This window comes from Mycobacterium saskatchewanense, from assembly GCF_010729105.1.
Lineage (GTDB): Bacteria > Actinomycetota > Actinomycetes > Mycobacteriales > Mycobacteriaceae > Mycobacterium > Mycobacterium saskatchewanense.
Genome location: NZ_AP022573.1, coordinates 4740534 through 4764118 on the forward strand (window position 1 = coordinate 4740534; position 23585 = coordinate 4764118).

A 23585-nucleotide genomic window follows, 5' to 3' on the forward strand; every position below is an offset into this window, starting at 1 on the left:
AGCCCGCGAGCATCCCGGCTGTGACCCGGGTGCAAATCGCTCGCTACGCCGGCGCGGTCGGCGATTTCAACCCTATTCACGTCGATGAGGAGTTCGCCCGTGCGGCCGGCCTGCCCTCGGTGATCGCCCACGGGCCCCTGACTTTGACCTTGGTAATCGACGCCCTGATCTCTCAGCTCGGCACCGGAACGCTGCGTCGGTTCGATGCCCGCCTGCGCGCACCCGTTTTACCGGGTGATGTCCTCACCGTGGTGCCGACGGGTGATGTCGTCGAAATACGTACAGGAGCAGGAAAAGTCGTCGCGACCGCCAATGTTGTCGTGGAGAATCCGTGAGCTACGAGTACCTGCTTGAGGAGGACGGCTCGGACGGCGTGCGGGTCCTGACACTCAACCGGCCCGACAAACTCAACGCCTGGAATACCCCGATGCGTCACGAGCTCCGCGACGCAGTCGAGCGTGCGGCGGCCGACCCGAATCTGCGGGTGCTGATCCTTGCCGGCGCTGGCCGCGCATTCTCCGCGGGCGAAGACGTCTCTGGCATGGAGGAGCTTGCCGTGATCGGCACCCGTGGATTTCGCGCCGTGGCGCGCGGCATCCACGAAGTGTTCGACACCGTCGAAGCCATGGAAGTTCCCGTTATCGCCGCGATCGACGGCGTGGCCGCTGGTGGTGGCTTCGAACTGGCGTTGTCGTGCGACTTTCGGGTGATGACGGAGCGATCGCGGTTCGTGATGCCTGAGGCGAAAGTCGGCCTCATCCCGGGCTCGGGTGGATGCTCCCGCCTGGTCCGGCATGTTGGCCTCGGGAGGGCCAAGGAACTCGTCATGCTGGGCACCGCCTTATCGTCGCACCGTGCCCTCGAGTTGGGGTTGGCCACCGAAGTCGTGGGCGATGGGGAGGCGGTCCAGGCGGCTCGCAAACTCACCGACCGGTTATTGAGCTTGGCGCCGCTTGCTCTCGGCATGGCCAAGCTTGTCCTCAACACGTGCACCGATGTTGATGCCGAGACCGGTCGCCGCCTCGAGCGTTTGGGGCAGAGTGTCCTGAAGACCACCAGCGACCACCGTGAGGGAGCAGCGGCCTTCCTCGCCAAACGTCGCCCGCGTTGGGAGGCACGATGAACGCCCGGGACGATCGCTACTGGAACCGTGCTACCCAAACGGCACCGCGCGAGGTGCTTGATCAGATGCATCTCAAACGGATTCAGCGCCTGGTTGCTCTGGCCTATGAACGCTCACCGCTGCATCGCCGCCTGTACGACGACGCGGGTATCGAGCCATCGGATATTCGCACCTGGGACGACTACTATCACCGACTGCCGTTCACCGACAAAGGTGACTATATGGTCGACCAGGAGCGACACGGCTACGGTGGCTTGGCGCTCGAGCAACGTGACTGGCAGCAGTATTTTCACACCAGCGGAACCACCGGTCGGTTCATGAACGAAGTCATGACCCACTACGACATGCACAAGGCGGGCTCCCAGTACTGCTATGGCCTGTGGGACTGCGGCATCCGGCGCACGGACTCGATGTTCTTCTGCTTCGACTTCGGGATGTGGATCGGGCTCTGGAGCTTCTATTGGGGTGCGCGCAACCTCGGGCTCACGATCATCTCCGGTGGCGGTCTGTCCGGCCGCGACCGGGTTCGCAAGATCATGGAATTGCGCCCCACCATCGTTTGCGGTACCCCGACCTACCTGCTGCACCTTGCCGATATCGCGCAGGCTGAGGGCATCGATATTCGCGAGGCGGGCGTGCAGATGCTCGCCGGCGGCGGCGAGGCCGGTTTCGCCATACCACTGACCCGCCGCAAGCTCGCCGAGGCGTGGGGAACCGACCGCATCTACGACGCCTACGGAGTCGGCGAGGCGCTGTTTATCGCCCAGTCGTGTCGGGAGTGGGCTGGTGGCGTGCACCTCATCGAGGACGTGTGTCACGCCTACGCCGCCGACCCCGACACGGGCGAGCCAATAAGCGACCCGGATGCCGTGGGGGAAAACGTCATCACCAGCTATACGCGCCTGGCTCAACCGTTTATCAAGTACCGCACACACGATCTGGTTCGTCTGGATCTCAATCCAGAGCACGGTTGCGGCTGGACCTGGGGCCATTATCGGGGAAGCGTCTTGGGCCGGACGGACTTCATGGTCACCATCCGCGGTGTCAACGTGTTTCCGACCGCCGTGGAGAACCTTATCGGCGAGATCGCTGGCTTTTCGGGCCATTACGAGCTGCACATCTCCCGCCGGGAGGGAATGGACCGAATGCTCATCAAGGTGGAGTCGGCGTTCGACGACGCCGACCGCGATTTCCTCAACCACCGACTAGCCGCCCATGTCTACACCCATCTGGGGGTGAACCTTGAGGTTGAGGTGCTCGCCCCCGGCACGTTGCCGCGCTATCAGCTGAAGACCAAGCGAATCTTCGACCACCGCGAGCCGGCTGACCGCCCCCAGATCACCTTCGGCGGGAAGGCATGAGCATACCCGTGCCCCAGCAGGCCACGAACGGCCAGCCCGAATCCCTGCACCGCCTGTTGAGCGTGCGTCGGGCGCTGCTAGCTGAAGAAGCCGACGCCCCATCACCGGCGGTGGCCCGCGCCCTCGAGATGGCGGATGTCTACCTGTTTCTCGCCCTCTCGTATCTGGGCTACACCGACCACCTGTTTCCGGAGGAGCGATGACAAGCCTCGGTTTCTGGGGCTGCCAGGCCGTGAGAACCGACCGACGCTATCTGATGCCAGGTCGGCGCGTCTGCGCTGCCGCGACCGGCGCCGGTCCGAACAGGTCGCTACCGCATCTGGCAGAAAGGAGTTGCCTTGACTGCTACCAGGTCTCGTGTTGATTTGTCTAGCGTAGCTACGCTGACGCCGGTTCTTGCGCCCGCTAAGTTGGTGCAGGCGTTGGGCGGTTTCTTTGCGATGTCGCTGGACACGTTGGTGGCGCTGTTTCGGCCTCCGTTCGCCTGGCGTGAGTACATACTGCAAAGCTGGTTTGTGGCGCGAGTTTCAATTGTGCCGTCCCTGGCGTTAGTGCTGCCGTGGTCGGTGCTCATTATCTTCACCCTCAACACTTTGTTGATGGACATCGGCGCCGCGGATTTCAGCGGGGCGGCCGCTTCGTTCGCCGTGGTGACCTCGATGGCGCCGGTGAGCAATGTAATGGTGATAGCCGGCGCGGGCGCCACCGCCATCTGCGCCGATCTGGGTGCGCGGGTGATTCGGGAGGAATTGGACGCGCTGCGGGTGATGGGAATCAACCCTATCCAAACGTTAGTCGTGCCGCGGGTGCTGGCCGTGACCACGGTGTCTTTCTTGTTGGCCGGAGCGGTGACTGTGGTGGCTCTCACGGTCACCTTCGTATTCGCTGTGTTCGTCCAGCACGTTTCGCCCGGCGCCTTTGTGGACCACCTGACCTTGTTGATCGGTGTCCGCAACGTCGTGGTCTCCGTGTTCAAGACGACGATATTCGGGCTCACGGGAGGCTTGATCGCCTGCTACAAGGGCGCCACGGTCGGCGGCGGCCCAGCCGGTGTCGGCAAAGCCGTCAACGAGACGGTGGTGTTCGCGTTCGTCGCGATGTTTGCGATTAACACCACCGTGGACGCGATCACTATCCCGCTAATGCTGGTGTGAGGCCTCCCATGGATTCAGCGCTGAGCGCCCAGGTGAGCAAACAGTTTCCGCGGCTGCGGCGCGCGACTAGCAGCCTAATCGCCGAATGGAATCGGATCGGAGCGCAGACGCGGTTTTATGCCACGGTGCTCGGTTCGGTTCCCGAGGCTCTCGTCCGCTACCGAACTGAATTGTTGCGGCTGCTCGCGGAAATGGGGATGGGTACAGGCGCGCTTGCGATTATCGGTGGGAGTGTCGGTGTCGTCGGCCTCATTGTCGCGGCCAACGGCATCCTCGTCGGGGTATTGGCATACCAAGAGCTCGGCAACATCGGTATCGATGCGATGACCGGATTAGCAGGATCGATACTCAACCTGAGGTTCATGGTCCCCGGCAGCTGTATCGTCGCCATCGCGACGACGATCGGTGCCGGCGCGACCGCCCGGCTGGGGGCGATGCGGATCAACGAGGAGATCGACGCGCTCGAGGTACTCGGGATTCGCAGCATCACCTACTTGGCGTCCACCCAAGTCATCGCCGCACTGGTCGCGGTGATCCCGGTGTACTGCTCGGCGACCGTGGTGTGCTTTCTCGCCTCCCGCATTACGACCACAGTGTTCTACGGTCAGGGCTCAGGTGTCTATGACCATTACTTCAACACCTTTTTCTACCCCAGTAATGTGCTCTGGTCGTTCTTCATCACGCTTGCGATGACTCTGGTCATCATGGTGGTGCACACCTATTACGGGTACACCGCAAGCGGCGGCCCGGCCGGGGTCGGTGAAGCCGTGGGCCGGTCGGTGCGTACCTCACTGGTGGCCGCGGTAGTAGGGCTCGCGATGATCAGTTTGGCAGCCTACGGTCAATCGGGGGGCTTCCATGTCGCGAGTTAGCGGCGTCAAAAACCGGGCCGGAGAACACCGCCTCCACGCCGCATGGTGGACGCTGATCCTATTCACGGCGATCGGCGTGTTCGTGTACGCGACTGCTGCGGCCTTCACTGGTGAGTACACGCCCTACGTGCCGGTGATGCTGACATCGGATCGAGCTGGCCTCGTGCTGGAACCTAACGCCAAGGTCATGCTGCGTGGCGTCGAGGTCGGGCGGGTCGGCCAGATCGACGGCGGCGCGAACGGGGCAGCCTTGCGGCTGCAGATCGACCGCGATCAGATCCGCTACATCCCGGCCAACGCGGAAGCGGAGATCAAAGCCACCAGCATCTTCGGCGCCAAATTCGTTGAGCTGGTGTCCCCACCGGACCCCAGCCCAAAGCGGCTTGCCGCGGGCGCGGTGCTGCACTCGAGGAACGTCGCCACCGAGGTCAACACGGTCTTTGAGAATGTCGTCGATCTGCTCAAGATGGTCGATCCGGTCAAGCTGAACGCGGTGCTGACCGCGGTGGCTGAGGGGGTGCGCGGACAAGGTCCACGGATCGGCGAGGCCACCACTGATCTCAACCAAGTGCTAGAGGCTCTTAATGTGCGCAGCGGCACGCTCCGCCAAGATTGGCGGTCGTTGAAAGGCCTCGCGGACACCTTCGACCCAGCCGCAAGCGACATCGTGGCGATTCTGAACGCCGCCAGCACCACCAGCACCACCGTCGTGGACCATTCGGCCGCGCTGGATACCTTGCTACTCAACGCGATCGGGTTCACCAAGGCCGGGACCAACCTGCTCGCCACGAGTAGGGACAGTCTCGACGCATCGGTCAACACTCTCGAGCCCACGACCAACCTGCTGCTCAAGTACAACCCCGAGTACACCTGCATGATGCAGGGCGCCACCTGGTTTCTCGACCACGGGGGCTATTCGGCGATGGGCGGCGCCGATGGCCGGTCGCTGATTTTCGATTTCGGCTTGTCGTTTGGCGCCGACCCGTACATGTATCCCGACAACCTGCCCATTGTCGCGGCTAAGGGCGGACCCGACGGCAAGCCCGGGTGCGGGTCGCTGCCAGATGTCACCAAGAACTTCCCATCACGCAAGCTGATCATGAACGTCGGTTGGGGAACCGGTGTCGATGTCCGCCCAAATCCCGGCATCGGCCATCCCTGCTGGGCCGACTACTTCCCGGTGACCCGCGCTGTGCCGGAGCCGCCAAGCATCCGCCCGTGCATCCCCGGCCCGGCGCCGGGCCCCATTCCGTATCCCGGGGCGCCTCCGTACGGCGCACCGCTATACGGGCCGGGCGGGGTGCCGCTGTGGCCAGGAGTGCCGCCGGCCCAGCCCAGCGCGGCGTCGCCACAGCCCGGTCAGCCACCAGCCCCAGCGAGTCCTCAGCCTTGACCGCCGAAACTATCTCTAGGCAGGAGAACGACCCGTGCGCAACAACCTGAGAGGCGCGGCCTGGCGCTTCGGCATTTTCATGACGGTTGGCCTGCTGGTGCTGGTGGGGTTGCTGATGGAATACGGGCATGTCCGGGTCGGTAAGGGTACGACCTACAGCGCCCAGTTCACCAACGTGTCCGGTCTGAAGAAGGGCAACCTCGTTCGCATCGCGGGGGTGGAGGTCGGCAAGGTTAAGAACATCTCGATCAATCCCGATGCGACGGTGCACGTCGAGTTTTCCTCCGACGATTCAGTCGTGCTGACCGAGGGAACCAGGGCGGTAATCCGCTACGAGAACCTGTTCGGCGCTCGCTACCTGGCCCTGGAGGAAGGAGCTGGGGGGACAAAGAAGCTTAATCCCGCTCAGACGATCCCGCTGGCCCGCACCCAACCCGCACTGGATCTCGAAGCAGTGACCGGTGGGTTTCGGCCATTGTTACGGGCGTTGAACCCAGAGCAGGTCAACGCGCTCAGCGCGCAGCTGATCCAGGCGCTTCAGGGTCAGGGACCCACAATCAGCTCATTTCTGGACCAGGCGGCGGTGATGACCAACACGCTGGCCGACCGTGATCAGCTGATCGGGCAGGTCATCGACAACCTCAACGTGGTGCTGGGATCGCTCGGCGGCCAAACCGACCAGCTGGACAAGGCGGTGACGTCGCTGTCGGAACTCGTCCACCGACTGGCCCAACGCAAAACCGACATCTCCAACGCGGTGGCCTACACCAACGCGGCAGCGGGTTCCATCGTCGACCTGCTGTCGCAGGCCCGAGAGCCGTTGCAGAAGGTGGTCCGCGAAACCGACCGGGTCGCGGGCGCCGCAATCGCCGAACGCGACTACCTCGACAAACTGCTTGACACTTTGCCGGACAAGGAGCGGATGCTGGCCCGTGAGGGGATCTACGGTGACTTCTTCGCCTTCTACCTGTGCGATCTGGTACTCAAGCTCAACGGAAAAGGGGGCCAGCCCGTATATGTCAAGGTGGCCGGTCAGAGCACGGGACGGTGCGCGCCGAAATGAAATCGTTTTCTGAACGCAGCCCCCTGCTCATCGGTGCTGTCGGCACCGCAGTGATCGTGGGGGTGGTGTTGGCCGGGCTTCAGTACCAACGGTTGCCGTTCGTCAACCAAAGGAACAGTTTCTCTGCCTATTTCGCCGACGCGGGTGGGCTGCAGACCAACGCGGTCGTCGAGGTCTCCGGTTACCCGGTCGGAAAAGTATCGAGCATCGAACTGGACGGACCCGGCGTACTGGTCACGTTCAAAATTGATAAGGACGTTTATTTGGGGGATCGTACCGAGGCTGCGATCAAAACCAGAACCCTGCTGGGCAGCAAGATCCTCGACGTCACACCCCGCGGCGGCGGCCAGCTTAAGGGCGCTATCCCGATCGACCGGACTGTCTCGCCCTACCAGCTGCCCGACGCGCTCGGCGACTTGGCCACCACGATCAGCGGGCTCAACACCGGTCAACTGTCCGACTCGCTGGCCACCCTGGCGCAAACCTTCTCCACGACCCCGCCGGATCTACGGAACGCGGTCCAGGGGGTGGCGCGGCTTGCGCAAACCCTCGATACCCGCGATGCCCAACTGCGCAACCTATTGGACAACGCGGCCAAATCTACACACGTGTTGGCCAAGCGCACCGATCAGATCGTCAGCCTGGTGAAGGACACCACCACGCTGCTGGCCCAACTGCGGACACAAAGTGCTGCCCTGGATCAAATCTGGACCAACCTTTCAGCAGTGTCGCAGCAACTGAAGGGATTTATCGCCGAAAACCGCCAACAGCTCAAGCCGGCGCTGGACAAGCTCAACGACGTACTGGCGATCGTCGACAAGCGCAAGGAGCGTGTGCAGCAAGCCCTTCCGTTTTTCAACCAATACGTCACGCAGATGAGTGAAGCGGCCGCGGGCGGGCCATGGCTACACGTGTCCGTGGCGAACCTGCCGCCGGGGCAGTTTATTCAACCGTTCATCGATGCCGCATTCTCCGACCTGGGACTGGACCCGGCCACGTTGCTGCCATCCCAGCTGACCGACCCGCAGACGGGTCAACGCGCCACCCCGCCATTGCCCGTGCCGTACCCGCGGACGGGTCAGGGCGGCGAGCCGCGGTTGAATGTGCCCGACGCGATCACCGGAAACCCGGGCGACCATCAGTGCGGTTGGCCCGGCTCGGCGCTGCCCGGTCCTGGCTGCTACCCCTATCGGGAGCCAGCGCCGGCCCCGCCGCCCGGCGGCCCGCCGCCCGGCCCCCCGGCCATACCCATACCCGCGCCGACGCCCACGCCGATCTACGTGCCGGCACCGGGAGAGGCGCCGCCCCCGCCCGGAGGCCAACCGTGATGACACGACTGCGGACCATGACAGCAGGGCTGCGGATGCATCCGCGCCTCGTGGCGGGGGCTAGCCTTGTGGTCCTGCTTGTCGCCGGCCTGGTTGTGGAGCTGCGCCCAAACGATCAGATCGCGCGAACAACGGTGATCGCCTACTTCGACAACAGCACCGGCGTTTTCCCCGGCGACGATGTACGCATCAGGGGCGTGCCGGTGGGCAAGGTCGCAAAGATCGAACCACAGCCGCAGCGGGCCAAGATCACGTTCTGGTTTGACCGTCGGTACAAGGTTCCTGCCGACGCGAAGGCCGTGATCCTGTCACCGCAGCTCGTCACGGGTCGAGCCATCCAGCTGACCCCGCCCTACACCGAGGGGCCCGCGATGGGCAGCGGCGCGATCATCCCACTAGAGCGCACCGTGGTGCCGGTGGAGTGGGATGACCTGCGGGCGCAGCTCGACCGACTGACCCAACTGCTGCGGCCCACACAACCAGGTGGTGTGAGCACACTAGGTGCCTTGATCAACACCGCCGCGGACAACTTGCGGGGGCAAGGCGCAAGCATCCGAGACACCATCATCAAGCTGTCGCAGGCCGTCTCCGCGCTGGGAGACCATAGCAATGACATATTCTCCACATTGAAAAACCTGTCGACGCTGGTGACGGCGCTGCACGACAGTACTGGACTGCTTGAGCAGCTCAACCGAAACCTGGCCGCGGTGTCGGCGCTGCTGGCTGACGACCCGAGCAAGGTCGGGCGCGCGGTCGAAGACCTCAATTCGGTTGTAGCCGATGTGCAGAGCTTCGCCGCCGACAACCGCGAAGCACTAGGCACCGCGTCGGACAAACTGGCGTCAATCACCAAGGCGCTGGTCGACAGCCTCGACGACATCAAGCAGCTACTCCACATCGGTCCTACAGGTTTGGCGGACATCGCGAACCTGGGCCGGCCTGCCACGGGTGGAATTGCCGGGGTGCTGGCCGTTCCCAACTTCGCCAATCCACTCGCCTTCCTCTGCGGAGCGGTGCAGGCCGCCTCCCGATTGGGCGGCGAGAAAGCAGCGAAGCTCTGCGCCCAGTACCTGGCGCCGATCGTCAAAAACCGCCAGTACAACTTCCTCCCGTTGGGAGAGAACTTGTTTGTCGGCGCCCAGGCCAGACCCAATGAGATCACCTACAGCGAGGACTGGCTGCGACCCGACTACGTTCCACCCGCCCCGGATGCGCCGCCGGCCCAAGCGGCTACGCCGTCTCCGGCATCAGTGCCGACAGGTGCGGCACCTCCGGCCGAAGCACCAGCGGGCACCGAGACAATTGCCACCGATCCCGCCGCTGGCTTGCCCGGCATCATGGTGCCCTCCGGAGCTAGTTCATGAGACTCACCGGTCGGCGTCTCGCGAGGATGACCCTGGCGGGGATTTTGGTCGTGGCTGGGATAGCCGGATGTGGCTGGTCTGGACTGAACTCGCTGCCGCTGCCTGGCACCCAGGGCAACGGGCCGGGCTCGTTCGTGGTCCGGGCGCAGATGCCCGATGTCAACACCCTCCAACCGAACGCGCGGGTGCGGGTCGGCGATGTGACCGTCGGTCGGGTAACGAAAATCGAGCTCCAAGGCTGGCATGCACTGGTGACCATGTGCCTCAACGGCGACGTTGACCTGCCCGCCAACGCGACCGCCAAGCTCGGCCAAACCAGTGTGCTGGGTTCGCAGCACATCGAACTGACGCCCCCCACAGACACTCGCCCGCAGGGTCGGCTGCGCGACGGCTCGCTGATCCCGTTGTCACACGCCGGTACCTATCCGACCACCGAGCAGACGCTGGCGGCGCTGGCGTTGGTGCTCAACGGCGGAGGGCTGGGCCAAGCACAGGACATCACCGAGGCGCTCAGCACCGCGTTTCACGGCCGCGAGCAAGACCTGCGGAGCCTCATCGGCCAGCTGGATAATTTCACCGCCAACCTCAACGACCAGACCGGTGACATCATCGCGGCCACCGACAGTCTGAACCGCCTGGTAGGAAAGTTCGCCGCACAGCAACCCGTCCTGGATCGGGCCCTCAATACCATCCCCGACGCGCTGGCGGTGCTCAACGACGAACGCGACAACCTTGTCGAGGCGACCGGCCAGCTCAGCAGATTCAGCGCGCTGACGACCGACACGGTCAACAAGACGAAACAGAATCTGATCAAGGAACTCAAGGAAGTCGGGCCGGTGCTGGAGTCGCTCGCCAACGCCGGTCCAAGCATGACCCACTGGCTCAGCTGGCTAACCACGTACCCGTTCGCCAACGAAACGCTCGAAAAATTCCTGCGCGGCGACTACGGCAACCTCACGATGATCGTGGACCTCACGCTCAGCCGCATCGACGCCGGTTTCTTCACCGGCACCCGGTGGGAGTGCAATCTGACTGAGCTCGAACTGCAGTGGGGCCGAACCATCGGTCAATTCCCTAGTCCGTGCACAGCCGGCGGCCCGCACAACCCAGGCAATCCGCTCACGATTCCCTACCACCGGGACCAGGGCCGCTAAATGCTTCACAGACGGATCAAGATCCAACTGGCCATCCTTGGCGTGATCGCACTGGTCGCGCTGCCAGCGACGTTCGTGCACTTCACCAAACTGCCGGCCGTGCTTTTCGGCGTCGGCCGCTACACCGTGAAAATGGAACTATCGCGAGCCGGCGGGCTTTACAGCTGGGGCAACGTCACCTATCGCGGCACCGAAGTAGGCCGGGTGCAATCCGTGCACCTGACCGACACCGGTGTCGAAGCCGTGCTGTCATTGAAATCGGACATCCACATCCCCTCGGAGCTCAAAGCCGAGGTGCACAGCCAAACCGCGATCGGCGAACAATACGTCGAGCTGCTGCCGCGTAACGGCACCTCACCACCGCTGAAGGACGGTGACGTCATTCCGCTGGCCGATACCTCGGTGCCGCCCGACATCAATGCGCTGGTCACGGCGGTCAACACCGCTCTGCGGGCAATACCACGCGACAACCTGAAGACCGTCATCGACGAGTCGTACACCGCCGTGGGAGGCCTCGGCCCCGAATTGTCGCGGCTGGTCAAGGGCTCATCCGATCTGGCGATCGAGGCGCGCAAGAACCTCGACCCGCTGGTCGCGCTGATCGACCGATCGCAGCCGGTGCTCGACTCGCAAACCCATACCGCCGACGCGATCCAAGCGTGGGCGTCGCGCCTGGCCACCGTGACCAGCGAGTTGCAGACCCACGACCAGGCTGTCGCCGGCATGGTGGACAACGGCGGCCCAGCGCTTGGGGAAGCTCGTCGACTGGTTGAGCGGCTGCAACCGACTCTGCCGGTCCTGCTGGCCAATCTGGTCAGCGTCGCCCAGGTCGGACTCACCTACCACGACGGCATCGAGCAGTCCCTGGTGGCGTTGCCGCAGATGGTCGCCAACCACCAAATGGCCATCGCGGCCAACGCGGACACCAAGCAGGATTACTTGGGCTTTTTCATCCACACCAACCTCAACCTCAACCTGCCGCCGCCGTGCGCCACCGGATATCTACCAGCCCAGCAGCAGCGGATCCCCACCTTCGAGGACTCCCCACCCCCACCCCCCGGGTTGTATTGCAGGGTGCCTCAGGACTCACCGATCGACGTGCGGGGTGTCCGTAACCTTCCGTGCGAAACCCGGCCTGGCAAGCGCGCGCCCACCGTGAAGATGTGTGAAAGCGACGAGGAGTATGTGCCGCTCAACGACGGCTACAACTGGAAAGGCGACCCCAATGCCACCCTGTCCGGTCAAGACATCCCGCAGCTGCCAGCTGGATCACCGCCGGCGGCAGTCGGTCCGCCCGGCCCGGCGCCGCCGCCGATCGCGGCGGCCGAGTACGACCCGGCCACCGGCACCTATATCGGATCCGACGGGCAGCAATACACACAATCAGACCTGACGCAATCCACACCGAAGGAGAAGACATGGCAAGCAATGCTGGTCCCGCCGGGGACGTGACCGCACCGGCTTGCCCAGGCGGCAGGCACCCAGCGGCTTCGTCGATTAACAGCCGCGGACGGAGAACGACATGCGGCTAGCGACTGATTCCGAACTGTCTCTCGGCGACGACGATCCCGAGGCTGAAGACAACACCCTCGAGCCGGACTCACTTGACACCCTCCAAACGGGGGCGGGCGATGAGAACGAGGCGCTTGAACGGCGGCCTAAAAAATCCGCGTCGGTGCTGCGGCACGCCCTGCTGTTCGGACTGGTCGTTATCGTCGCCCTGGGCGCGTTGGTAGGGTGGTGGGCGTTTCGCGTCCACCAAGCCCACCAATCGCAAATCCAGCGGAGCCGATTTCTGCAGGCCGCGAAGCAGAGCGCGCTGAATCTGACGACGATCGATTGGGAGCACGCCGAGGCCGACGTGCAGCGCATTCTCGATGGCGCGACGGGGCAATTCCACGACGACTTTGCCAAGCGGTCACAGCCATTCGTCGATACGGCCAAACAAGTCAGGGCGACGACAGTCGGCACGGTTGACGAGGCTGGGCTGGAATCAGCGTCGGGTGATGCAGCCCAGGTTCTGGTCGCCATGACCGTGAAGGTGTCGAACCTCGGTGCACCCGAGCAAATTCCGCGGAGATGGCGGATGCGCATCTTCGTGCAGAAGCTTGGCGATCAGGTCAAAATGTCTAACGTCGAGTTCGTACCATGAGGTGGCCGAAGTTCTGGCGCACCAAGCGCACCACCGATACCGACGCGGTGGACGACACACCTGCTGAACCGGCGCAAACAGAGGCTGTAGGGCGCGAGGACAACGACGCTTCCACAGAGGACGAGGGGCCAGAACTCCGACAAGGGGCCACAAGCGCGGCGTCCCGCGTTCGCTGGAGACAAGCGATCGCCTACGGGGTACTGCCCGGGCTGGCGCTGTTGCTCGCCGCAGGCGCGGGCTTTTTGAAGTGGCAGGACGGTTTGCTCCACAGTTCTCGCGCAGCCAGCGCGGAATCCGTGCAGGCTGCTACCGATGGCACCGTTGCGCTGCTATCCTACCGGCCCGACACTGTGGACAAGGATCTAGAAGCCGCCCGAGGGCGACTCACCGGGACCTTCCTAAACGCCTACACATCACTGACCCACGACGTGGTGATCCCGGGGTCAAAACAGAAGCAGATCTCTGCGGTGGCCACCGTCCCGGCCGCCGCATCGATCGAGGCGACTGATACCCACGCTGTTGTGCTGTTATTCGTGAACCAGACCATCATCATCGGCCAGGACGCACCCACCAACACGGCCTCGACAGTTCGGGTCACCCTTGACAGGGTCCACGGTCGTTGGCTGATCGCTGGGTTCGACCCCGTTTGAGGCCACGAAGATGCTGCGCCGATCCTTACTCCTCAGCGTTAAGAGCAGACTGCTCGTGGGCCCGGTTTGGGCCTGCGCGGGCGTATGCGCTTTTGGCACCATGGCACTCACGCCTCCCAGCGCACATGCCGACGCGGTGGCCTATCTGGTCAACGTCACGGTGCGGCCCGGCTACAACTTCGCCGACGCTGACGACGCGTTGAGCTATGGACACGGTGTCTGCGGCAAGGTGTTGCATGGGCGGAGCTATGCACAGCTCGTGGGCGACGTGAAAGCTGACTTTGACACTTCCGACGAGTACCAGGCCTCGTATCTGATCAGTCAGGCGGTCAACGAACTCTGTCCCGCGCTGATCTGGCAGTTGCGCAACTCGGCAGCTGGATACCGGCCACCACCCGGCGGCGGCTGACAATGAGTCTGGTCGGGAACTGGAGGAGCCAATGATCACTGACGGTAGCGCCCACGGCCTAAGCTTCGACGGTATCCCGGTCGGCTGCCTGTCCCCTGATGTCCGTGGTCAGATGGTGGCTAGTCCAGTTCTCGCCACCGCAACCCGTCCATGCGGTTCTGCCTCGCACAGGTTACCGACGCAGTTCGCCGCCGGTACTCGGTTTACCCCGCCGCGGCTTGTCGACGGCCTGCGCGATCACCCTTCGATTGCGGCTGCTGCGGCTCATCAACCCGCAGTGGTCGGTCCTCCGGTGAGCGGACGCAGAGAGCCCGAAACTGCGCTCGTGGTTGGTCCGCTTGCCGGAGAAAAACGCCAGCACCAATTCGGCGACCACTGCCATCAACCGGTCGTGCTTAATCGCCGAAAAGGGTTCGGCTATATACGTTTCCAACCTCAACCGCCTGCCCCTGAGGCTCTCATCGACGAGAATATGCAGAGGGGCCCGCGCCAAAGGCTTGCGGCGAAACGCGAAAGCACACGACAGGACGGTTGGGCCGCTCTTCGCCGCAACGAATCCGCTCCGGGCGACCGGCGGTACGCTCATCGCCAACGCCCACCTGCCTGCGCTCTGCTGCTCTGCTCCTCATCTAATCTAAATCGTTGCGCTTCAATGTCGCTGCGCAATCCGCCGGCCGGGGAAGGGCCTCCCCGGTTGCAGCCACCACCACGAGTCGACAGTCTTGAGCCCTTTCCGCTGAGAACTCTTTCACCGCTACGCTTCCCGGATCCTCACCCCTTCCTTGGGCTGCACCGCTGCTTTCTCGTCTCAGCACACCCTCGCCCTATCAGGCACCAGCCAGATGGCCTAATTCTTGAGGCTACGAAACCGTTTGGTCGCGCACATTGTCCACCGAGGCGTTCGACGAAGGGCGGCCCAATCCTTTACAGACGACACCAACGGGCTCCTAGCGCGCCACGGCGGCTACCGGGACTGGCGTCAATACCTGCAGGCAATGACGAACTCACGAATCAGCCCACCAGTCACTTGCAAATTGTCCATCACGCCCTTCTGACCGGAGAAACGCAATGCACCTACTGCCGCTGACCTTATCTGCCATCGGTATTGCCGCGGCGGGTAGCCTGCTGGGCATCCCCGTCACACATGCGGATGGTGACGACAACACGCTCATACCGAACAACAAGCGACTGAACGACGGTGTGGTCGCCAACGTCTACACGATGCAGCATCAGGCAGGTTGCACCAACGACATTAAGATAAATCCGCAACTGCAACTCGCCGCCCAGCGGCACACCAACGACGTCTTGAACAATCGAGACCTAGACGGCGACATCGGCTCAGACGGGTCCACCCCGCAGGTGCGGGCCAATGCTGCGGGATTTCACGGCAAGGTGGCCGAAACAGTAGCGATCAATCCAGCCTTGGCGATCAGCGGCGTTGAGCTGATAAACCAATGGTATTACAAACCAAACTATTTCGCCATTATGTCCGACTGCGCCAACACCCAGATCGGCGTGTGGTCGGAAAACAGCCCGGACCGCACCGTCGTGGTGGCCGTTTATGGTCAGCCACAGCAACCAACCGGCACTGCCGGACACGGAGCGGAAGCGTCGCCTCTGACTTCCCTCGGCGACAGGTCGCAGAATACGCCACTCGATCCCAGCCCAGACTATGACGCCAGCGACGAAATCGAGTTTGGCGTCGATTGGTTGCCCTGGATCCTCCGGGGCGTGTATCCGCCACCTGCTATGCCGCCTAAGTAGCCCACGATGCCGCACTCCCCCCTGAATCACCCATTTTCGCGGGCGTTCCTAACCTTAACTGAGGCACTGACCTAACTGAGGCACCCGCCAACTTTCACGGACATCTTGTTATGAGAGGCGCTGCGCAGCGGACTGCCGAGGATGTCCCAGGTTCCGTGGAACTTCGGTGGCGGTCCGGTGAGCATCAGGCTGCGCTCACCTCGTCATTGTGCACGACGGGTCCGACAGGTTCGGCGGTCTGGCGCTCGAGAGCTGAGCGGAGCGTCGGTAGGTGCAGGTGACCGTTCACACGGCGGAACTGCTTGCCGGCCTCGACCATCCCGGCGGCACACCAGCGCAGCGCCATCTGCCCGTCCTGCCAGCGTTTGACGTTGCCGGCGTGTTCGCGGCAGACGGAGATCATCGACTCGATGCAGTTGGTCGAGCGCAGCGTGCGGGCCAAGGTGGGTGGCACGCCCAGTCGCAGCACGGTGAGCGTCTCGTCGAGGCCCTCACGCAGGCTGGCCGCCGCCCCGGGGTGGATGCGGTCGAGTTCGGTGGCCAGGGCCAGCAACGCGGCCTCGGCCTCCAGCGCCGATCCGGCATGGTAGGCGTCGGTCATCTTCCGGCCGACAGTGAACCGAAGGCGTTGCGGCAGGCGATCTTTCACGTTCCGAACCTTGTGCAGTTGGCAGCGTTGGATCACTGGGCGCTCCAGCACGTCGAGGACGGCCTTGCGCAGCGCCTTGGACCCGTCCAGGCACACCAGCATCGGGCGGGTGACGTCCAGGCCCCGCTCACGCAGATCGACCAGCAGGCCGGTGACCAAGGTCGCGTTCTCGGTCGAGCCCTCCACCAGCGCCAGCGGGTGCTTGACCCCGTCTATGCCGATACCGAGCGCCACGACACAGCACGACTCGGCGAAGTGCACCCCGTCGATCATCAACGCCACCAGGTCCAGCCCGGGCAGATCCCGCGACAACAGCTCGGCCAGACCGGTTTCGGTCATCGCCACAAACTTGCGCGAGACCGCTGACTTGCTTGTCGCAGAGCAGGATTGATCCACCTGGTGACCGACCGGCTCGAGCCCGACCGGGTAGCGGCGGGTCGAGAGCCCGGCCAGCATCTTCTCCATCGCCATCTTGCCTAGAATCTCAGTCGAGCTGAACAGCTCATACGACACGATCGGCAGCTCACCGGACCCGCCGGCCGCCCGCACCCGAGGGCGGGTGATCGCCACCCGCTGCCCGCCCAGGGTCACCGACCCGCGCTCACGGCCGTGCCGCACCGCCGTCCGCGTCGCATCATGCTTACCCTTCGGCCCGGCCAACGCGCTCACGTCGGCCTCCATCAACGCCGCCATCACCTGCAGGCCCGCACCCACGGCCAGGGCCGAAAGCCCCTCGTGCATGTTCTCGGCGATCTCCGCCAACGCCACACTGACGCACTGCGGGATGGCGGTCGCGTCCACGGACTGGATCTGGCTACTCTTCTTCACGGCTGGTCCCCTTGCTGTTGGTGTGTCTTGGCGGACGCCCGACACCTACCACACGGCAGGTCTCGAGCGGGGGACCGCCACCTCAAGTTCTACGAGACCCGGGACAACGTCCGGACTGCCACCGCACGAACTGTGTGCGCATTCCAACCAGGAGTCGATCATCTCACCAAGACTTTCCACGCCAGCACAGGGGATAGATTCACGATGTCTCACAAACCTCAAATGCCTGTGCCGCACCCACCACCTGGTCAAAACCTTCTGGGGCTGGACCGACCAGCAACTACCCGACGGCACCGTGATCCTGACCTCTCCGGCCGGCCAGACCTCCGTCACCACCCCCGGCAGCGCCCTGCTGTTCCCCAGCCTGTGCCATGCCGTGGGCGGCATGCCCACCCTCGAAACCCCGCCCGACGACTACTGCGCCCCACGCACCGCCATGATGCCCACCCGCACCCGCGCCCAACACCACGCCGCGCGCATCACCACCGAACGCCGACACAACCGCCAAACCCGCCTGGGCGCCTCGGCGGCGCGGGGACCGGACGACGCCACCGGCGACGGCGAACCCCCGCCCTTCTAGCTATAGAGAGCCCTCGATCAAAGGTTTCCTCCTGGCATTGTGGGCGAGTTCAAGAAGGGTCTGCATATCGGCGAGGCTCGTTCACCGCGTGTCGCTCACTCTTCAACGGTGATCTCATCGGTCCCGGCATGTGCCGATAGGTCTCTGGAATGTCCGACAGGCGCTCGGGCAAACCCTCTTCGAGCGGAAAGCCGTCCCACAAAATGGAGCTCGGTTCGCCTGGCTGGCGAAACGAACCCCATGGCTGCCGCTCGTCGAGGTCGAGGAGATAGTAGTAGCGGACCGCTTCCGCCACGTCCGGCCATGGGCCAGGATCAATAATCGACTCTCTGGTGTCGCGTACGAGCCCCCGCGTAATGTCAGATGGCGGGGCGGCGTAGACCAGATACATCATCGGCCCGTCGGTCCAGGCGTGTGAGACGAGAATGGGCTGACTTCCTTCGCTGTTCTCGTCTGCGATACGCCGCAACAATTTGCGCAGCACCTCACGTGCGAATTTGCGTTGCTCGGCGTCCGCGTTAGTTGATGGGCACATTCGTGTTCACCCAAGGCGGAGTCCAGGTCCAGTCGTTCCCCAGTTTGATCACTCCGCTGCCACCCTCCAACGGAAACATTGTGATCACTCCTTTCTGTCGGCCATCAGGCACGCCAGCACGCCCCTCGTTGGGATCGACCACGATCCTCATCGTCAAGCTCTCCCCAGTATCCTCGCAGCTCGTGATTCCCAGCAGGCCGCTCGTGCAGTGGGTGCGGTTGATGGTCACGTCATAGCGAAGTGTGCCGTCCGGTAGATGTATTGGCCGGCTATGAGAGATCAAATCTTTGAACACGTTCGGATTGACAACGCCGTGTTTCCAGTACGCCTTGTCCCAGCCCCAGCCTCTCTTGGCTGTCGCGTCGTAGTACCCGCGCCGGAGAATGATTCGGTTGCCGTCGAGGTCCGTCGCTTCGGCGATGACATTGTTGACCGGGTACGGTAACTCGTCAGCCGGGCCACCGCCCTGCTTAAAATCGACCGCTCGCACACCACCGCCGTGCTCCGAAAACGTGAGCTGCCCCCACTCGGCGGTCATGGCCGCAAGATTGGTGTTGATGTCACGTTCGTTGGCAACCAGGGTGCTGACTCTGTGCCGGATGAAGCTGAAATGCGCCCTCGCTACCCGCAGACGGGCCTCGTATTCGGCTTCGGTGGTGCATTCCCTTGTGTCGGCCACGCTGTAGTCGTCGCCCACGCTAAACCCGTCGCGCTCCGCGTCGCCAACCGCGTCGAGCGCCAGATGCTTGCCAGCTTCCAGGATCTGCTGCCAGTGTGGGGCGGCGGTTGCCACGTCGTGCCAGGACCCTAGTACTGGCCTGGCACGCAGGAGGTCCGTCGCCGCCTGCCCGATCGCCGCGTCACCGGCAGCGCCTCGCCATTCGACCCCGCCCGGGTATTTGACAGCATCGGCCAGCTGCTCTAGGGCGCTTTCGGCTTTGGGTCCGATTGTGCGCAGATAGTTTGCGAGCACCGTGAAGTAGCCGAAGTCGGTGGCGCGCAACTCCGAAAGTGTTGGCCAGCCGGTGCCGACCATCAGCGCGTCAGTCCGCGGAACCGCGCGGCGTTGCCCTCCTCTGTATCGACGTACACCGTTGCAGCCTTGGCGTAGTCGGCGCCGCGGGCACCGATCCGGTGCCCCATCGAGGATGCGTCGGCGGCCGACGCCGCGGCGGCCCTACCGACGGTGGCCGCTGACGATGCCCACTCTGACGTGGTCACCGACGGCAGCGTGACTTCAGAGCCCAACTCGGCGCTGACCTTGCCGCACATCAATCCAAGCTTGTGCAGGCCAGCGGCGAGTACCTTCAGCTGGGTGCGGCCCGCGGAAGATTCGGCTGGCATGCACCGAGTCTAACGATGCTGGTAAATCGGTGAAAAGATCCTGGCGCCGCGGTGAGCTAGATAATTTTAGGCTCTAACGGCGGCCACCGTGCCCGGATTCCACCCGCACCCGCACCCAACACCACGCCGCGCGCATCACCACCGAACGCCGACACAACCGCCAAACCCGCCTGGGCGCCTCGGCGGCGCGGGGACCGGACGACGCCACCGGCGACGGCGAACCCCCGCCGTTCTAGGCGAGCCCGCTGGGCGAAAATGTCCACATGTCGGCTTCGTTACCGCCGCTGGCCGCCGAGGATTACGTGTGCGAGCCCTGCGCGATGGCCTTTTCGGAGACGGAAATCGACGAGGCGGTCAACATCATCGGCGGCCTGCCCGTCGCCCTCCGGGAGGCCGTGCATGCCATCCCGCCCGGGGCTCGGCGAAAGCGGCCCGAAGCCGACGTGTGGTCGGTCGCCGAGTACGTGTGCCACCTGCGCGACGTCTACGTCGGCTTCACCATCCGGCTGCACCGCGTCCGCACGGAGGACCAGCCCGCCTTCGAGCCGCTGTTCAACGATCTGCGGGCCCGTCGTTTCCGATACAACCAGTGCGACATCGCCGCCACGATCGACGAGACGGCGGCGGCCGTGGCGGGATTCCGCGACGAAGTGGCGCGGATGCGGGAAGGCGATTGGGACCGCATAGGATCCCGGTTGCCCGGTGAGCGCCGGACGGCGCGTTGGCTCGTGCGCCAGGCGATGCACGAAGGCGTCCATCACCTCGGCGACATCGAGAGATTTGGCTCTGAGCTGCTCGTCCCCTAGACTCTAGGGGTTGCCTTGGGCAGACCTCGGCCGGTGCGTGCAAACGTTGTCGGCCCCGCGTGCCCTTCGGTGACTACTGCTTTACAAGACCGCGCACGTCAGGTTCGGTGGTTTCCTCCTGCCGTGCACACGCAACCAGTTCAGGAGATCGAGTGATTCAGCAGGAATCGCGGTTGAAGGTCGCCGACAACACCGGCGCCAAGGAGATCTTATGCATCCGGGTGCTCGGCGGTTCGTCGCGACGCTATGCCGGGATCGGTGACGTGATTGTCGCCACCGTCAAGGACGCCATCCCGGGCGGCAACGTCAAGCGGGGGGACGTCGTCAAGGCCGTCGTGGTGCGCACCGTCAAAGAGCGCAGGCGTCCCGACGGCAGCTACATCAAGTTCGACGAGAACGCCGCGGTGATCATCAAGCCCGACAACGATCCGCGCGGCACGCGCATCTTCGGCCCGGTCGGCCGCGAGCTGCGCGAGAAGCGGTTCATGAAGATCATCTCGCTGGCCCCGGAGGTGCTGTAGATGAAGGTGCATAAGGGCGACACCGTCCTCGTCATCGCCGGCAAGGACAAGGGCGCCAAAGGCAAGGTCCTGCAGGCCTACCCGGAGCGTAATCGGGTGCTGGTCGAGGGCGTCAACCGGATCAAGAAGCACACCGCAATTTCCGCCAACCAGCGCGGAGCCCAGTCGGGCGGAATCGTCACCCAGGAAGCCCCGATCCACGTCTCGAACGTGATGGTGGTCGACTCGGACGGCAAGCCCACCCGCGTGGGGTACCGCGTCGACGAGGAAACCGGCAAGCGAGTCCGCGTCTCCAAGCGCAACGGCAAGGACATCTGATGACTACTGCAGAGAAAGTTCAGCCCCGGCTGAAGGAGCGCTACCGCAGCGAGATTCGCGATGCGTTGCACAAGCAGTTCAACTACGCCAACGTCATGCAGATCCCGACCGTGACCAAGGTCGTCGTCAACATGGGTGTCGGCGAGGCGGCCCGGGACGCGAAGCTGATCAACGGCGCCGTCAACGATCTGGCGCTGATCACAGGCCAGCGTCCCGAGATCCGCCGGGCGCGTAAGTCCATCGCGCAGTTCAAGTTGCGCGAGGGTATGCCGATCGGCGCCCGCGTGACCCTGCGCGGAGACCGGATGTGGGAGTTTCTCGACCGCCTGACATCCATTGCGCTGCCGCGTATCCGTGACTTCCGCGGCCTGTCGCCGAAGCAGTTCGACGGCGTCGGCAACTACACATTTGGGCTGGCCGAGCAGTCGGTGTTCCACGAGATCGACGTGGACAAGATTGACCGGGTCCGCGGCATGGACATCAACGTCGTCACCTCGGCGACGACCGACGACGAGGGGCGAGCGCTGTTGCGGGCCCTCGGCTTTCCGTTCAAGGAGAACTGAGCGATGGCGAAGAAGGCACTGGTCAACAAGGCCGCACGCAAGCCGAAGTTCGCGGTGCGCGGCTACACGCGCTGCAACAGGTGCGGACGCCCGCGCGCGGTGTTCCGCAAATTCGGGTTGTGCAGGATCTGCCTGCGCGAGATGGCGCACGCCGGCGAGCTGCCGGGCGTGCAGAAGAGCAGTTGGTAACAAGCCCAGAACAGTTGCGCGGTAGGCCCGGGACGGGAACCCCCGCGAGGAAGGTGACACGGCTGTCATGACCATGACGGACCCGATCGCAGACTTTTTGACGCGTCTGCGCAACGCCAATTCGGCGTACCACGACGAGGTGACGTTGCCGCACTCCAAGATCAAGGCCAACATCGCCGAGATCCTCAAGAACGAGGGATACATCAGCGATTTCCGGACCGAAGACGCTCGGGTGGGCAAGTCGCTGATCGTCCAGCTCAAGTACGGCCCGAGCCGGGAGCGCAGCATCGCGGGTTTGCGCCGCGTCTCCAAGCCCGGCCTGCGGGTGTACGCGAAATCCACCAACCTGCCGCGGGTGCTCGGCGGCCTGGGCGTGGCGATCATCTCGACCTCCTCGGGTCTGCTGACCGATCGCCAGGCGGCCAGACAGGGCGTGGGCGGCGAAGTCCTCGCATACGTGTGGTAGAGGCGGAGAGGTAGCGAAAGACTATGTCGCGTATTGGTAAGCAGCCGGTTCCGGTGCCCGCCGGTGTCGACGTCACGATCGATGGCCAGAAGGTCTCGGTGAAGGGCCCCAAGGGCGCCCTGGACCTGACCGTCGCCGAGCCGATCGCCGTGTCGCGCAACGACGACGGCGCCATCGTGGTCACCCGCCCGAACGACGAGCGGGAGAACCGCTCGCTGCACGGGCTGTCGCGCACCCTGGTGTCCAATCTGGTCACCGGCGTGACGCAGGGTTACGAGACCAAGATGGAGATCTTCGGGGTCGGCTACCGGGTGCAGCTCAAAGGCTCCAACCTGGAGTTCGCACTCGGGTACAGCCACCCCGTCGTGATCGAGGCGCCCGAGGGCATCACATTCGCGGTCCAGTCACCGACGAAGTTCACGGTGTCGGGGATCGACAAGCAGAAGGTCGGCCAGATTTCGGCGAACATCCGTCGCCTGCGCCGCCCGGACCCGTACAAGGGCAAGGGCGTGCGCTACGAGGGCGAGCAGATCCGCCGCAAGGTCGGAAAGACAGGTAAGTAGTCATGGCGCAATCAAAAGCTGACACCGCCGCGCGAAAGCCGGTTGGGCAGAACGTGTCCGCGACTCGGCGCGTTTCCCGGCTGCGCAGGCACGCGCGGCTGCGCAAGAAGGTCGCGGGCACACCGCAGCGTCCGCGGCTGGTGGTCAACCGGTCGTCGCGGCACATCCACGTGCAGCTCGTCAACGACCAGGACGGCACCACGGTGGCGGCCGCCTCGTCGATCGAGACCGATGTGCGCGGCTTGGACGGAGACAAGAAAGCCCGCAGCGTGCGGGTCGGACAGTTGATCGCCGAGCGCGCCAAGGCCGCCGGCATCGACAGCGTCGTGTTCGACCGCGGCGGATACACCTACGGCGGACGGATCGCCGCGCTGGCCGATGCCGCGCGCGAGAACGGATTGCGATTCTGATGAACAACAACAGCCTGATGAACGGA

The 23585-nt window shown here is 64.1% G+C and carries 29 protein-coding genes and 1 pseudogene; 25 read left to right on the top strand and 5 right to left on the bottom strand.

Features of this window, described 5'->3' with window-relative positions; genetic code table 11:
* The first annotated feature begins 20 nt into the window (after window positions 1-20).
* The 15 genes from G6N56_RS22375 (at window position 21) to G6N56_RS22445 (ending at window position 14023) form a co-directional block, all read left to right on the top strand.
* Complete coding sequence (locus G6N56_RS22375; protein WP_197746639.1) at window positions 21-335, top strand: MaoC family dehydratase; 315 nt, start codon at window positions 21-23, stop codon at window positions 333-335.
* Window positions 332-1123, top strand: coding sequence for an enoyl-CoA hydratase/isomerase family protein (locus tag G6N56_RS22380; RefSeq protein ID WP_042792162.1), 792 nt, complete (start codon window positions 332-334; stop codon window positions 1121-1123). The genes G6N56_RS22375 and G6N56_RS22380 overlap by 4 nt, the downstream gene beginning before the upstream one ends.
* Window positions 1120-2484 (top strand): phenylacetate--CoA ligase family protein, encoded by a 1365-nt coding sequence (locus G6N56_RS22385; protein ID WP_042791964.1) that lies wholly within the window; start codon window positions 1120-1122, stop codon window positions 2482-2484. Before G6N56_RS22380 ends, G6N56_RS22385 begins: the two co-directional genes overlap by 4 nt.
* A complete protein-coding gene (locus tag G6N56_RS22390; protein WP_042791965.1) occupies window positions 2481-2687 on the top strand; it encodes a hypothetical protein in 207 nt (68 codons plus the stop codon). Before G6N56_RS22385 ends, G6N56_RS22390 begins: the two co-directional genes overlap by 4 nt.
* Window positions 2688-2924: 237 nt before the next feature.
* The gene (locus tag G6N56_RS22395; RefSeq protein WP_051472929.1) at window positions 2925-3638 is read left to right on the top strand and encodes an MlaE family ABC transporter permease; all 714 of its coding nucleotides are present in this window, start codon (window positions 2925-2927) and stop codon (window positions 3636-3638) included.
* 8 nt (window positions 3639-3646) lie between these two features.
* Window positions 3647-4510, top strand: a complete 864-nt coding sequence (locus tag G6N56_RS22400) for an ABC transporter permease (RefSeq protein WP_042909646.1) — start codon at window positions 3647-3649, stop codon at window positions 4508-4510.
* On the top strand, window positions 4497-5903 hold the full coding sequence (locus G6N56_RS22405) for an MCE family protein (protein ID WP_042792163.1): 1407 nt from the start codon (window positions 4497-4499) through the stop codon (window positions 5901-5903). The genes G6N56_RS22400 and G6N56_RS22405 overlap by 14 nt, the downstream gene beginning before the upstream one ends.
* Window positions 5904-5937: 34 nt before the next feature.
* A complete protein-coding gene (locus G6N56_RS22410; RefSeq protein ID WP_042792164.1) occupies window positions 5938-6966 on the top strand; it encodes a virulence factor Mce family protein in 1029 nt (342 codons plus the stop codon).
* Window positions 6963-8294, top strand: a complete 1332-nt coding sequence (locus G6N56_RS22415) for a virulence factor Mce family protein (RefSeq protein WP_085254014.1) — start codon at window positions 6963-6965, stop codon at window positions 8292-8294. Before G6N56_RS22410 ends, G6N56_RS22415 begins: the two co-directional genes overlap by 4 nt.
* Before the next feature lie 17 nt (window positions 8295-8311).
* A complete protein-coding gene (locus G6N56_RS22420) occupies window positions 8312-9658 on the top strand; it encodes a virulence factor Mce family protein (protein ID WP_042792321.1) in 1347 nt (448 codons plus the stop codon).
* A 26-nt stretch (window positions 9659-9684) separates the two neighbouring features.
* Window positions 9685-10812 (top strand): virulence factor Mce family protein, encoded by a 1128-nt coding sequence (locus G6N56_RS22425; RefSeq protein ID WP_408632712.1) that lies wholly within the window; start codon window positions 9685-9687, stop codon window positions 10810-10812.
* Window positions 10813-12264, top strand: coding sequence for an MCE family protein (locus G6N56_RS22430; protein WP_042792202.1), 1452 nt, complete (start codon window positions 10813-10815; stop codon window positions 12262-12264).
* 70 nt (window positions 12265-12334) lie between these two features.
* Window positions 12335-12964, top strand: coding sequence for an Rv1363c family protein (locus G6N56_RS22435; protein WP_042792203.1), 630 nt, complete (start codon window positions 12335-12337; stop codon window positions 12962-12964).
* Complete coding sequence (locus G6N56_RS22440) at window positions 12961-13614, top strand: hypothetical protein (RefSeq protein WP_042792204.1); 654 nt, start codon at window positions 12961-12963, stop codon at window positions 13612-13614. The genes G6N56_RS22435 and G6N56_RS22440 overlap by 4 nt, the downstream gene beginning before the upstream one ends.
* Window positions 13615-13624: 10 nt before the next feature.
* A complete protein-coding gene (locus G6N56_RS22445) occupies window positions 13625-14023 on the top strand; it encodes a DUF732 domain-containing protein (RefSeq protein ID WP_042792205.1) in 399 nt (132 codons plus the stop codon).
* Window positions 14024-14195: 172 nt separating this feature from the next.
* On the opposite strand, the gene G6N56_RS22450 is transcribed toward G6N56_RS22445, so the two are convergent.
* Window positions 14196-14609 (bottom strand): hypothetical protein, encoded by a 414-nt coding sequence (locus G6N56_RS22450; protein ID WP_134770529.1) that lies wholly within the window; start codon window positions 14607-14609, stop codon window positions 14196-14198.
* Between the two features lie 482 nt (window positions 14610-15091).
* Here G6N56_RS22450 and G6N56_RS22455 point away from each other — a divergent pair, with 482 nt between their 5' ends.
* Entirely contained in the window at window positions 15092-15787 is a 696-nt protein-coding gene (locus G6N56_RS22455) for a CAP domain-containing protein (RefSeq protein WP_042792207.1), read from the top strand.
* 184 nt (window positions 15788-15971) lie between these two features.
* Here the strand turns inward: G6N56_RS22455 and G6N56_RS22460 are convergent, their stop codons facing one another.
* Window positions 15972-17264 (bottom strand): IS256 family transposase, encoded by a 1293-nt coding sequence (locus tag G6N56_RS22460; protein WP_051472998.1) that lies wholly within the window; start codon window positions 17262-17264, stop codon window positions 15972-15974.
* A gap of 211 nt (window positions 17265-17475) precedes the next feature.
* Between G6N56_RS22460 and G6N56_RS22465 the strand changes: the two are divergent.
* Window positions 17476-17844, top strand: a pseudogene (locus G6N56_RS22465) (hypothetical protein); the annotation flags it as partial.
* 49 nt (window positions 17845-17893) lie between these two features.
* Here the strand turns inward: G6N56_RS22465 and G6N56_RS22470 are convergent.
* From G6N56_RS22470 to G6N56_RS22480, 3 genes are read right to left on the bottom strand one after another with little or no spacing between them, the layout of a single operon-like run.
* Window positions 17894-18379 carry a hypothetical protein gene (locus tag G6N56_RS22470; RefSeq protein WP_085253973.1) on the bottom strand — a complete coding sequence of 162 codons (486 nt, stop codon included), beginning with the start codon at window positions 18377-18379 and terminating at the stop codon, window positions 17894-17896.
* Window positions 18363-19415, bottom strand: a complete 1053-nt coding sequence (locus G6N56_RS28580) for a hypothetical protein (RefSeq protein WP_085253974.1) — start codon at window positions 19413-19415, stop codon at window positions 18363-18365. Before G6N56_RS28580 ends, G6N56_RS22470 begins: the two co-directional genes overlap by 17 nt.
* Complete coding sequence (locus G6N56_RS22480; protein ID WP_085253975.1) at window positions 19415-19723, bottom strand: hypothetical protein; 309 nt, start codon at window positions 19721-19723, stop codon at window positions 19415-19417. The genes G6N56_RS28580 and G6N56_RS22480 overlap by 1 nt, the downstream gene beginning before the upstream one ends.
* 263 nt (window positions 19724-19986) lie before the next feature.
* Between G6N56_RS22480 and G6N56_RS22485 the strand changes: the two genes are divergently transcribed.
* The 8 genes from G6N56_RS22485 (at window position 19987) to rplR (ending at window position 23559) form a co-directional block, all read left to right on the top strand.
* A complete protein-coding gene (locus G6N56_RS22485) occupies window positions 19987-20529 on the top strand; it encodes a DinB family protein (RefSeq protein ID WP_085253976.1) in 543 nt (180 codons plus the stop codon).
* A gap of 152 nt (window positions 20530-20681) precedes the next feature.
* Window positions 20682-21050, top strand: coding sequence for a 50S ribosomal protein L14 (gene rplN / locus G6N56_RS22490; RefSeq protein WP_003403649.1), 369 nt, complete (start codon window positions 20682-20684; stop codon window positions 21048-21050).
* The gene (gene rplX, locus G6N56_RS22495; RefSeq protein ID WP_085253977.1) at window positions 21051-21368 is read left to right on the top strand and encodes a 50S ribosomal protein L24; all 318 of its coding nucleotides are present in this window, start codon (window positions 21051-21053) and stop codon (window positions 21366-21368) included.
* Complete coding sequence (gene rplE / locus G6N56_RS22500; protein WP_085253978.1) at window positions 21368-21931, top strand: 50S ribosomal protein L5; 564 nt, start codon at window positions 21368-21370, stop codon at window positions 21929-21931. Before rplX ends, rplE begins: the two co-directional genes overlap by 1 nt.
* 3 nt (window positions 21932-21934) lie before the next feature.
* Window positions 21935-22120, top strand: coding sequence for a type Z 30S ribosomal protein S14 (locus tag G6N56_RS22505; RefSeq protein WP_007167851.1), 186 nt, complete (start codon window positions 21935-21937; stop codon window positions 22118-22120).
* A gap of 67 nt (window positions 22121-22187) precedes the next feature.
* Window positions 22188-22586, top strand: a complete 399-nt coding sequence (gene rpsH / locus G6N56_RS22510) for a 30S ribosomal protein S8 (protein WP_085253979.1) — start codon at window positions 22188-22190, stop codon at window positions 22584-22586.
* Window positions 22587-22609: 23 nt separating this feature from the next.
* Window positions 22610-23149 (top strand): 50S ribosomal protein L6, encoded by a 540-nt coding sequence (rplF, locus tag G6N56_RS22515; protein WP_085253980.1) that lies wholly within the window; start codon window positions 22610-22612, stop codon window positions 23147-23149.
* A gap of 2 nt (window positions 23150-23151) precedes the next feature.
* Window positions 23152-23559: a 50S ribosomal protein L18 gene (rplR, locus tag G6N56_RS22520; RefSeq protein WP_085253981.1), complete on the top strand. Its 408-nt coding sequence runs from the start codon at window positions 23152-23154 to the stop codon at window positions 23557-23559.
* Window positions 23560-23585 lie beyond the last annotated feature (26 nt).

What these genes read in the sequence shown, in the direction of transcription:
- G6N56_RS22385 (WP_042791964.1), top strand. Translation starts at nt 1,120, where the DNA reads ATGAACGCCCGGGACGATCGCTACTGGAACCGTGCTACCCAAACGGCA.
- G6N56_RS22390 (WP_042791965.1), top strand. Translation starts at nt 2,481, where the DNA reads ATGAGCATACCCGTGCCCCAGCAGGCCACGAACGGCCAGCCCGAATCC.
- G6N56_RS22395 (WP_051472929.1), top strand. Translation starts at nt 2,925, where the DNA reads ATGTCGCTGGACACGTTGGTGGCGCTGTTTCGGCCTCCGTTCGCCTGG.
- G6N56_RS22400 (WP_042909646.1), top strand. Translation starts at nt 3,647, where the DNA reads ATGGATTCAGCGCTGAGCGCCCAGGTGAGCAAACAGTTTCCGCGGCTG.
- G6N56_RS22405 (WP_042792163.1), top strand. Translation starts at nt 4,497, where the DNA reads ATGTCGCGAGTTAGCGGCGTCAAAAACCGGGCCGGAGAACACCGCCTC.
- G6N56_RS22415 (WP_085254014.1), top strand. Translation starts at nt 6,963, where the DNA reads ATGAAATCGTTTTCTGAACGCAGCCCCCTGCTCATCGGTGCTGTCGGC.
- G6N56_RS22420 (WP_042792321.1), top strand. Translation starts at nt 8,312, where the DNA reads ATGACAGCAGGGCTGCGGATGCATCCGCGCCTCGTGGCGGGGGCTAGC.
- G6N56_RS22425 (WP_408632712.1), top strand. Translation starts at nt 9,685, where the DNA reads ATGACCCTGGCGGGGATTTTGGTCGTGGCTGGGATAGCCGGATGTGGC.
- G6N56_RS22430 (WP_042792202.1), top strand. Translation starts at nt 10,813, where the DNA reads ATGCTTCACAGACGGATCAAGATCCAACTGGCCATCCTTGGCGTGATC.
- G6N56_RS22435 (WP_042792203.1), top strand. Translation starts at nt 12,335, where the DNA reads ATGCGGCTAGCGACTGATTCCGAACTGTCTCTCGGCGACGACGATCCC.
- G6N56_RS22440 (WP_042792204.1), top strand. Translation starts at nt 12,961, where the DNA reads ATGAGGTGGCCGAAGTTCTGGCGCACCAAGCGCACCACCGATACCGAC.
- G6N56_RS22445 (WP_042792205.1), top strand. Translation starts at nt 13,625, where the DNA reads ATGCTGCGCCGATCCTTACTCCTCAGCGTTAAGAGCAGACTGCTCGTG.
- G6N56_RS22450 (WP_134770529.1), bottom strand. Translation starts at nt 14,609, where the DNA reads ATGAGCGTACCGCCGGTCGCCCGGAGCGGATTCGTTGCGGCGAAGAGC.
- G6N56_RS22455 (WP_042792207.1), top strand. Translation starts at nt 15,092, where the DNA reads ATGCACCTACTGCCGCTGACCTTATCTGCCATCGGTATTGCCGCGGCG.
- G6N56_RS22470 (WP_085253973.1), bottom strand. Translation starts at nt 18,379, where the DNA reads ATGTGCCCATCAACTAACGCGGACGCCGAGCAACGCAAATTCGCACGT.
- G6N56_RS28580 (WP_085253974.1), bottom strand. Translation starts at nt 19,415, where the DNA reads ATGGTCGGCACCGGCTGGCCAACACTTTCGGAGTTGCGCGCCACCGAC.
- G6N56_RS22480 (WP_085253975.1), bottom strand. Translation starts at nt 19,723, where the DNA reads ATGCCAGCCGAATCTTCCGCGGGCCGCACCCAGCTGAAGGTACTCGCC.
- G6N56_RS22485 (WP_085253976.1), top strand. Translation starts at nt 19,987, where the DNA reads ATGTCGGCTTCGTTACCGCCGCTGGCCGCCGAGGATTACGTGTGCGAG.
- rplX (WP_085253977.1), top strand. Translation starts at nt 21,051, where the DNA reads ATGAAGGTGCATAAGGGCGACACCGTCCTCGTCATCGCCGGCAAGGAC.
- rplE (WP_085253978.1), top strand. Translation starts at nt 21,368, where the DNA reads ATGACTACTGCAGAGAAAGTTCAGCCCCGGCTGAAGGAGCGCTACCGC.
- G6N56_RS22505 (WP_007167851.1), top strand. Translation starts at nt 21,935, where the DNA reads ATGGCGAAGAAGGCACTGGTCAACAAGGCCGCACGCAAGCCGAAGTTC.
- rpsH (WP_085253979.1), top strand. Translation starts at nt 22,188, where the DNA reads ATGACCATGACGGACCCGATCGCAGACTTTTTGACGCGTCTGCGCAAC.
- rplF (WP_085253980.1), top strand. Translation starts at nt 22,610, where the DNA reads ATGTCGCGTATTGGTAAGCAGCCGGTTCCGGTGCCCGCCGGTGTCGAC.
- rplR (WP_085253981.1), top strand. Translation starts at nt 23,152, where the DNA reads ATGGCGCAATCAAAAGCTGACACCGCCGCGCGAAAGCCGGTTGGGCAG.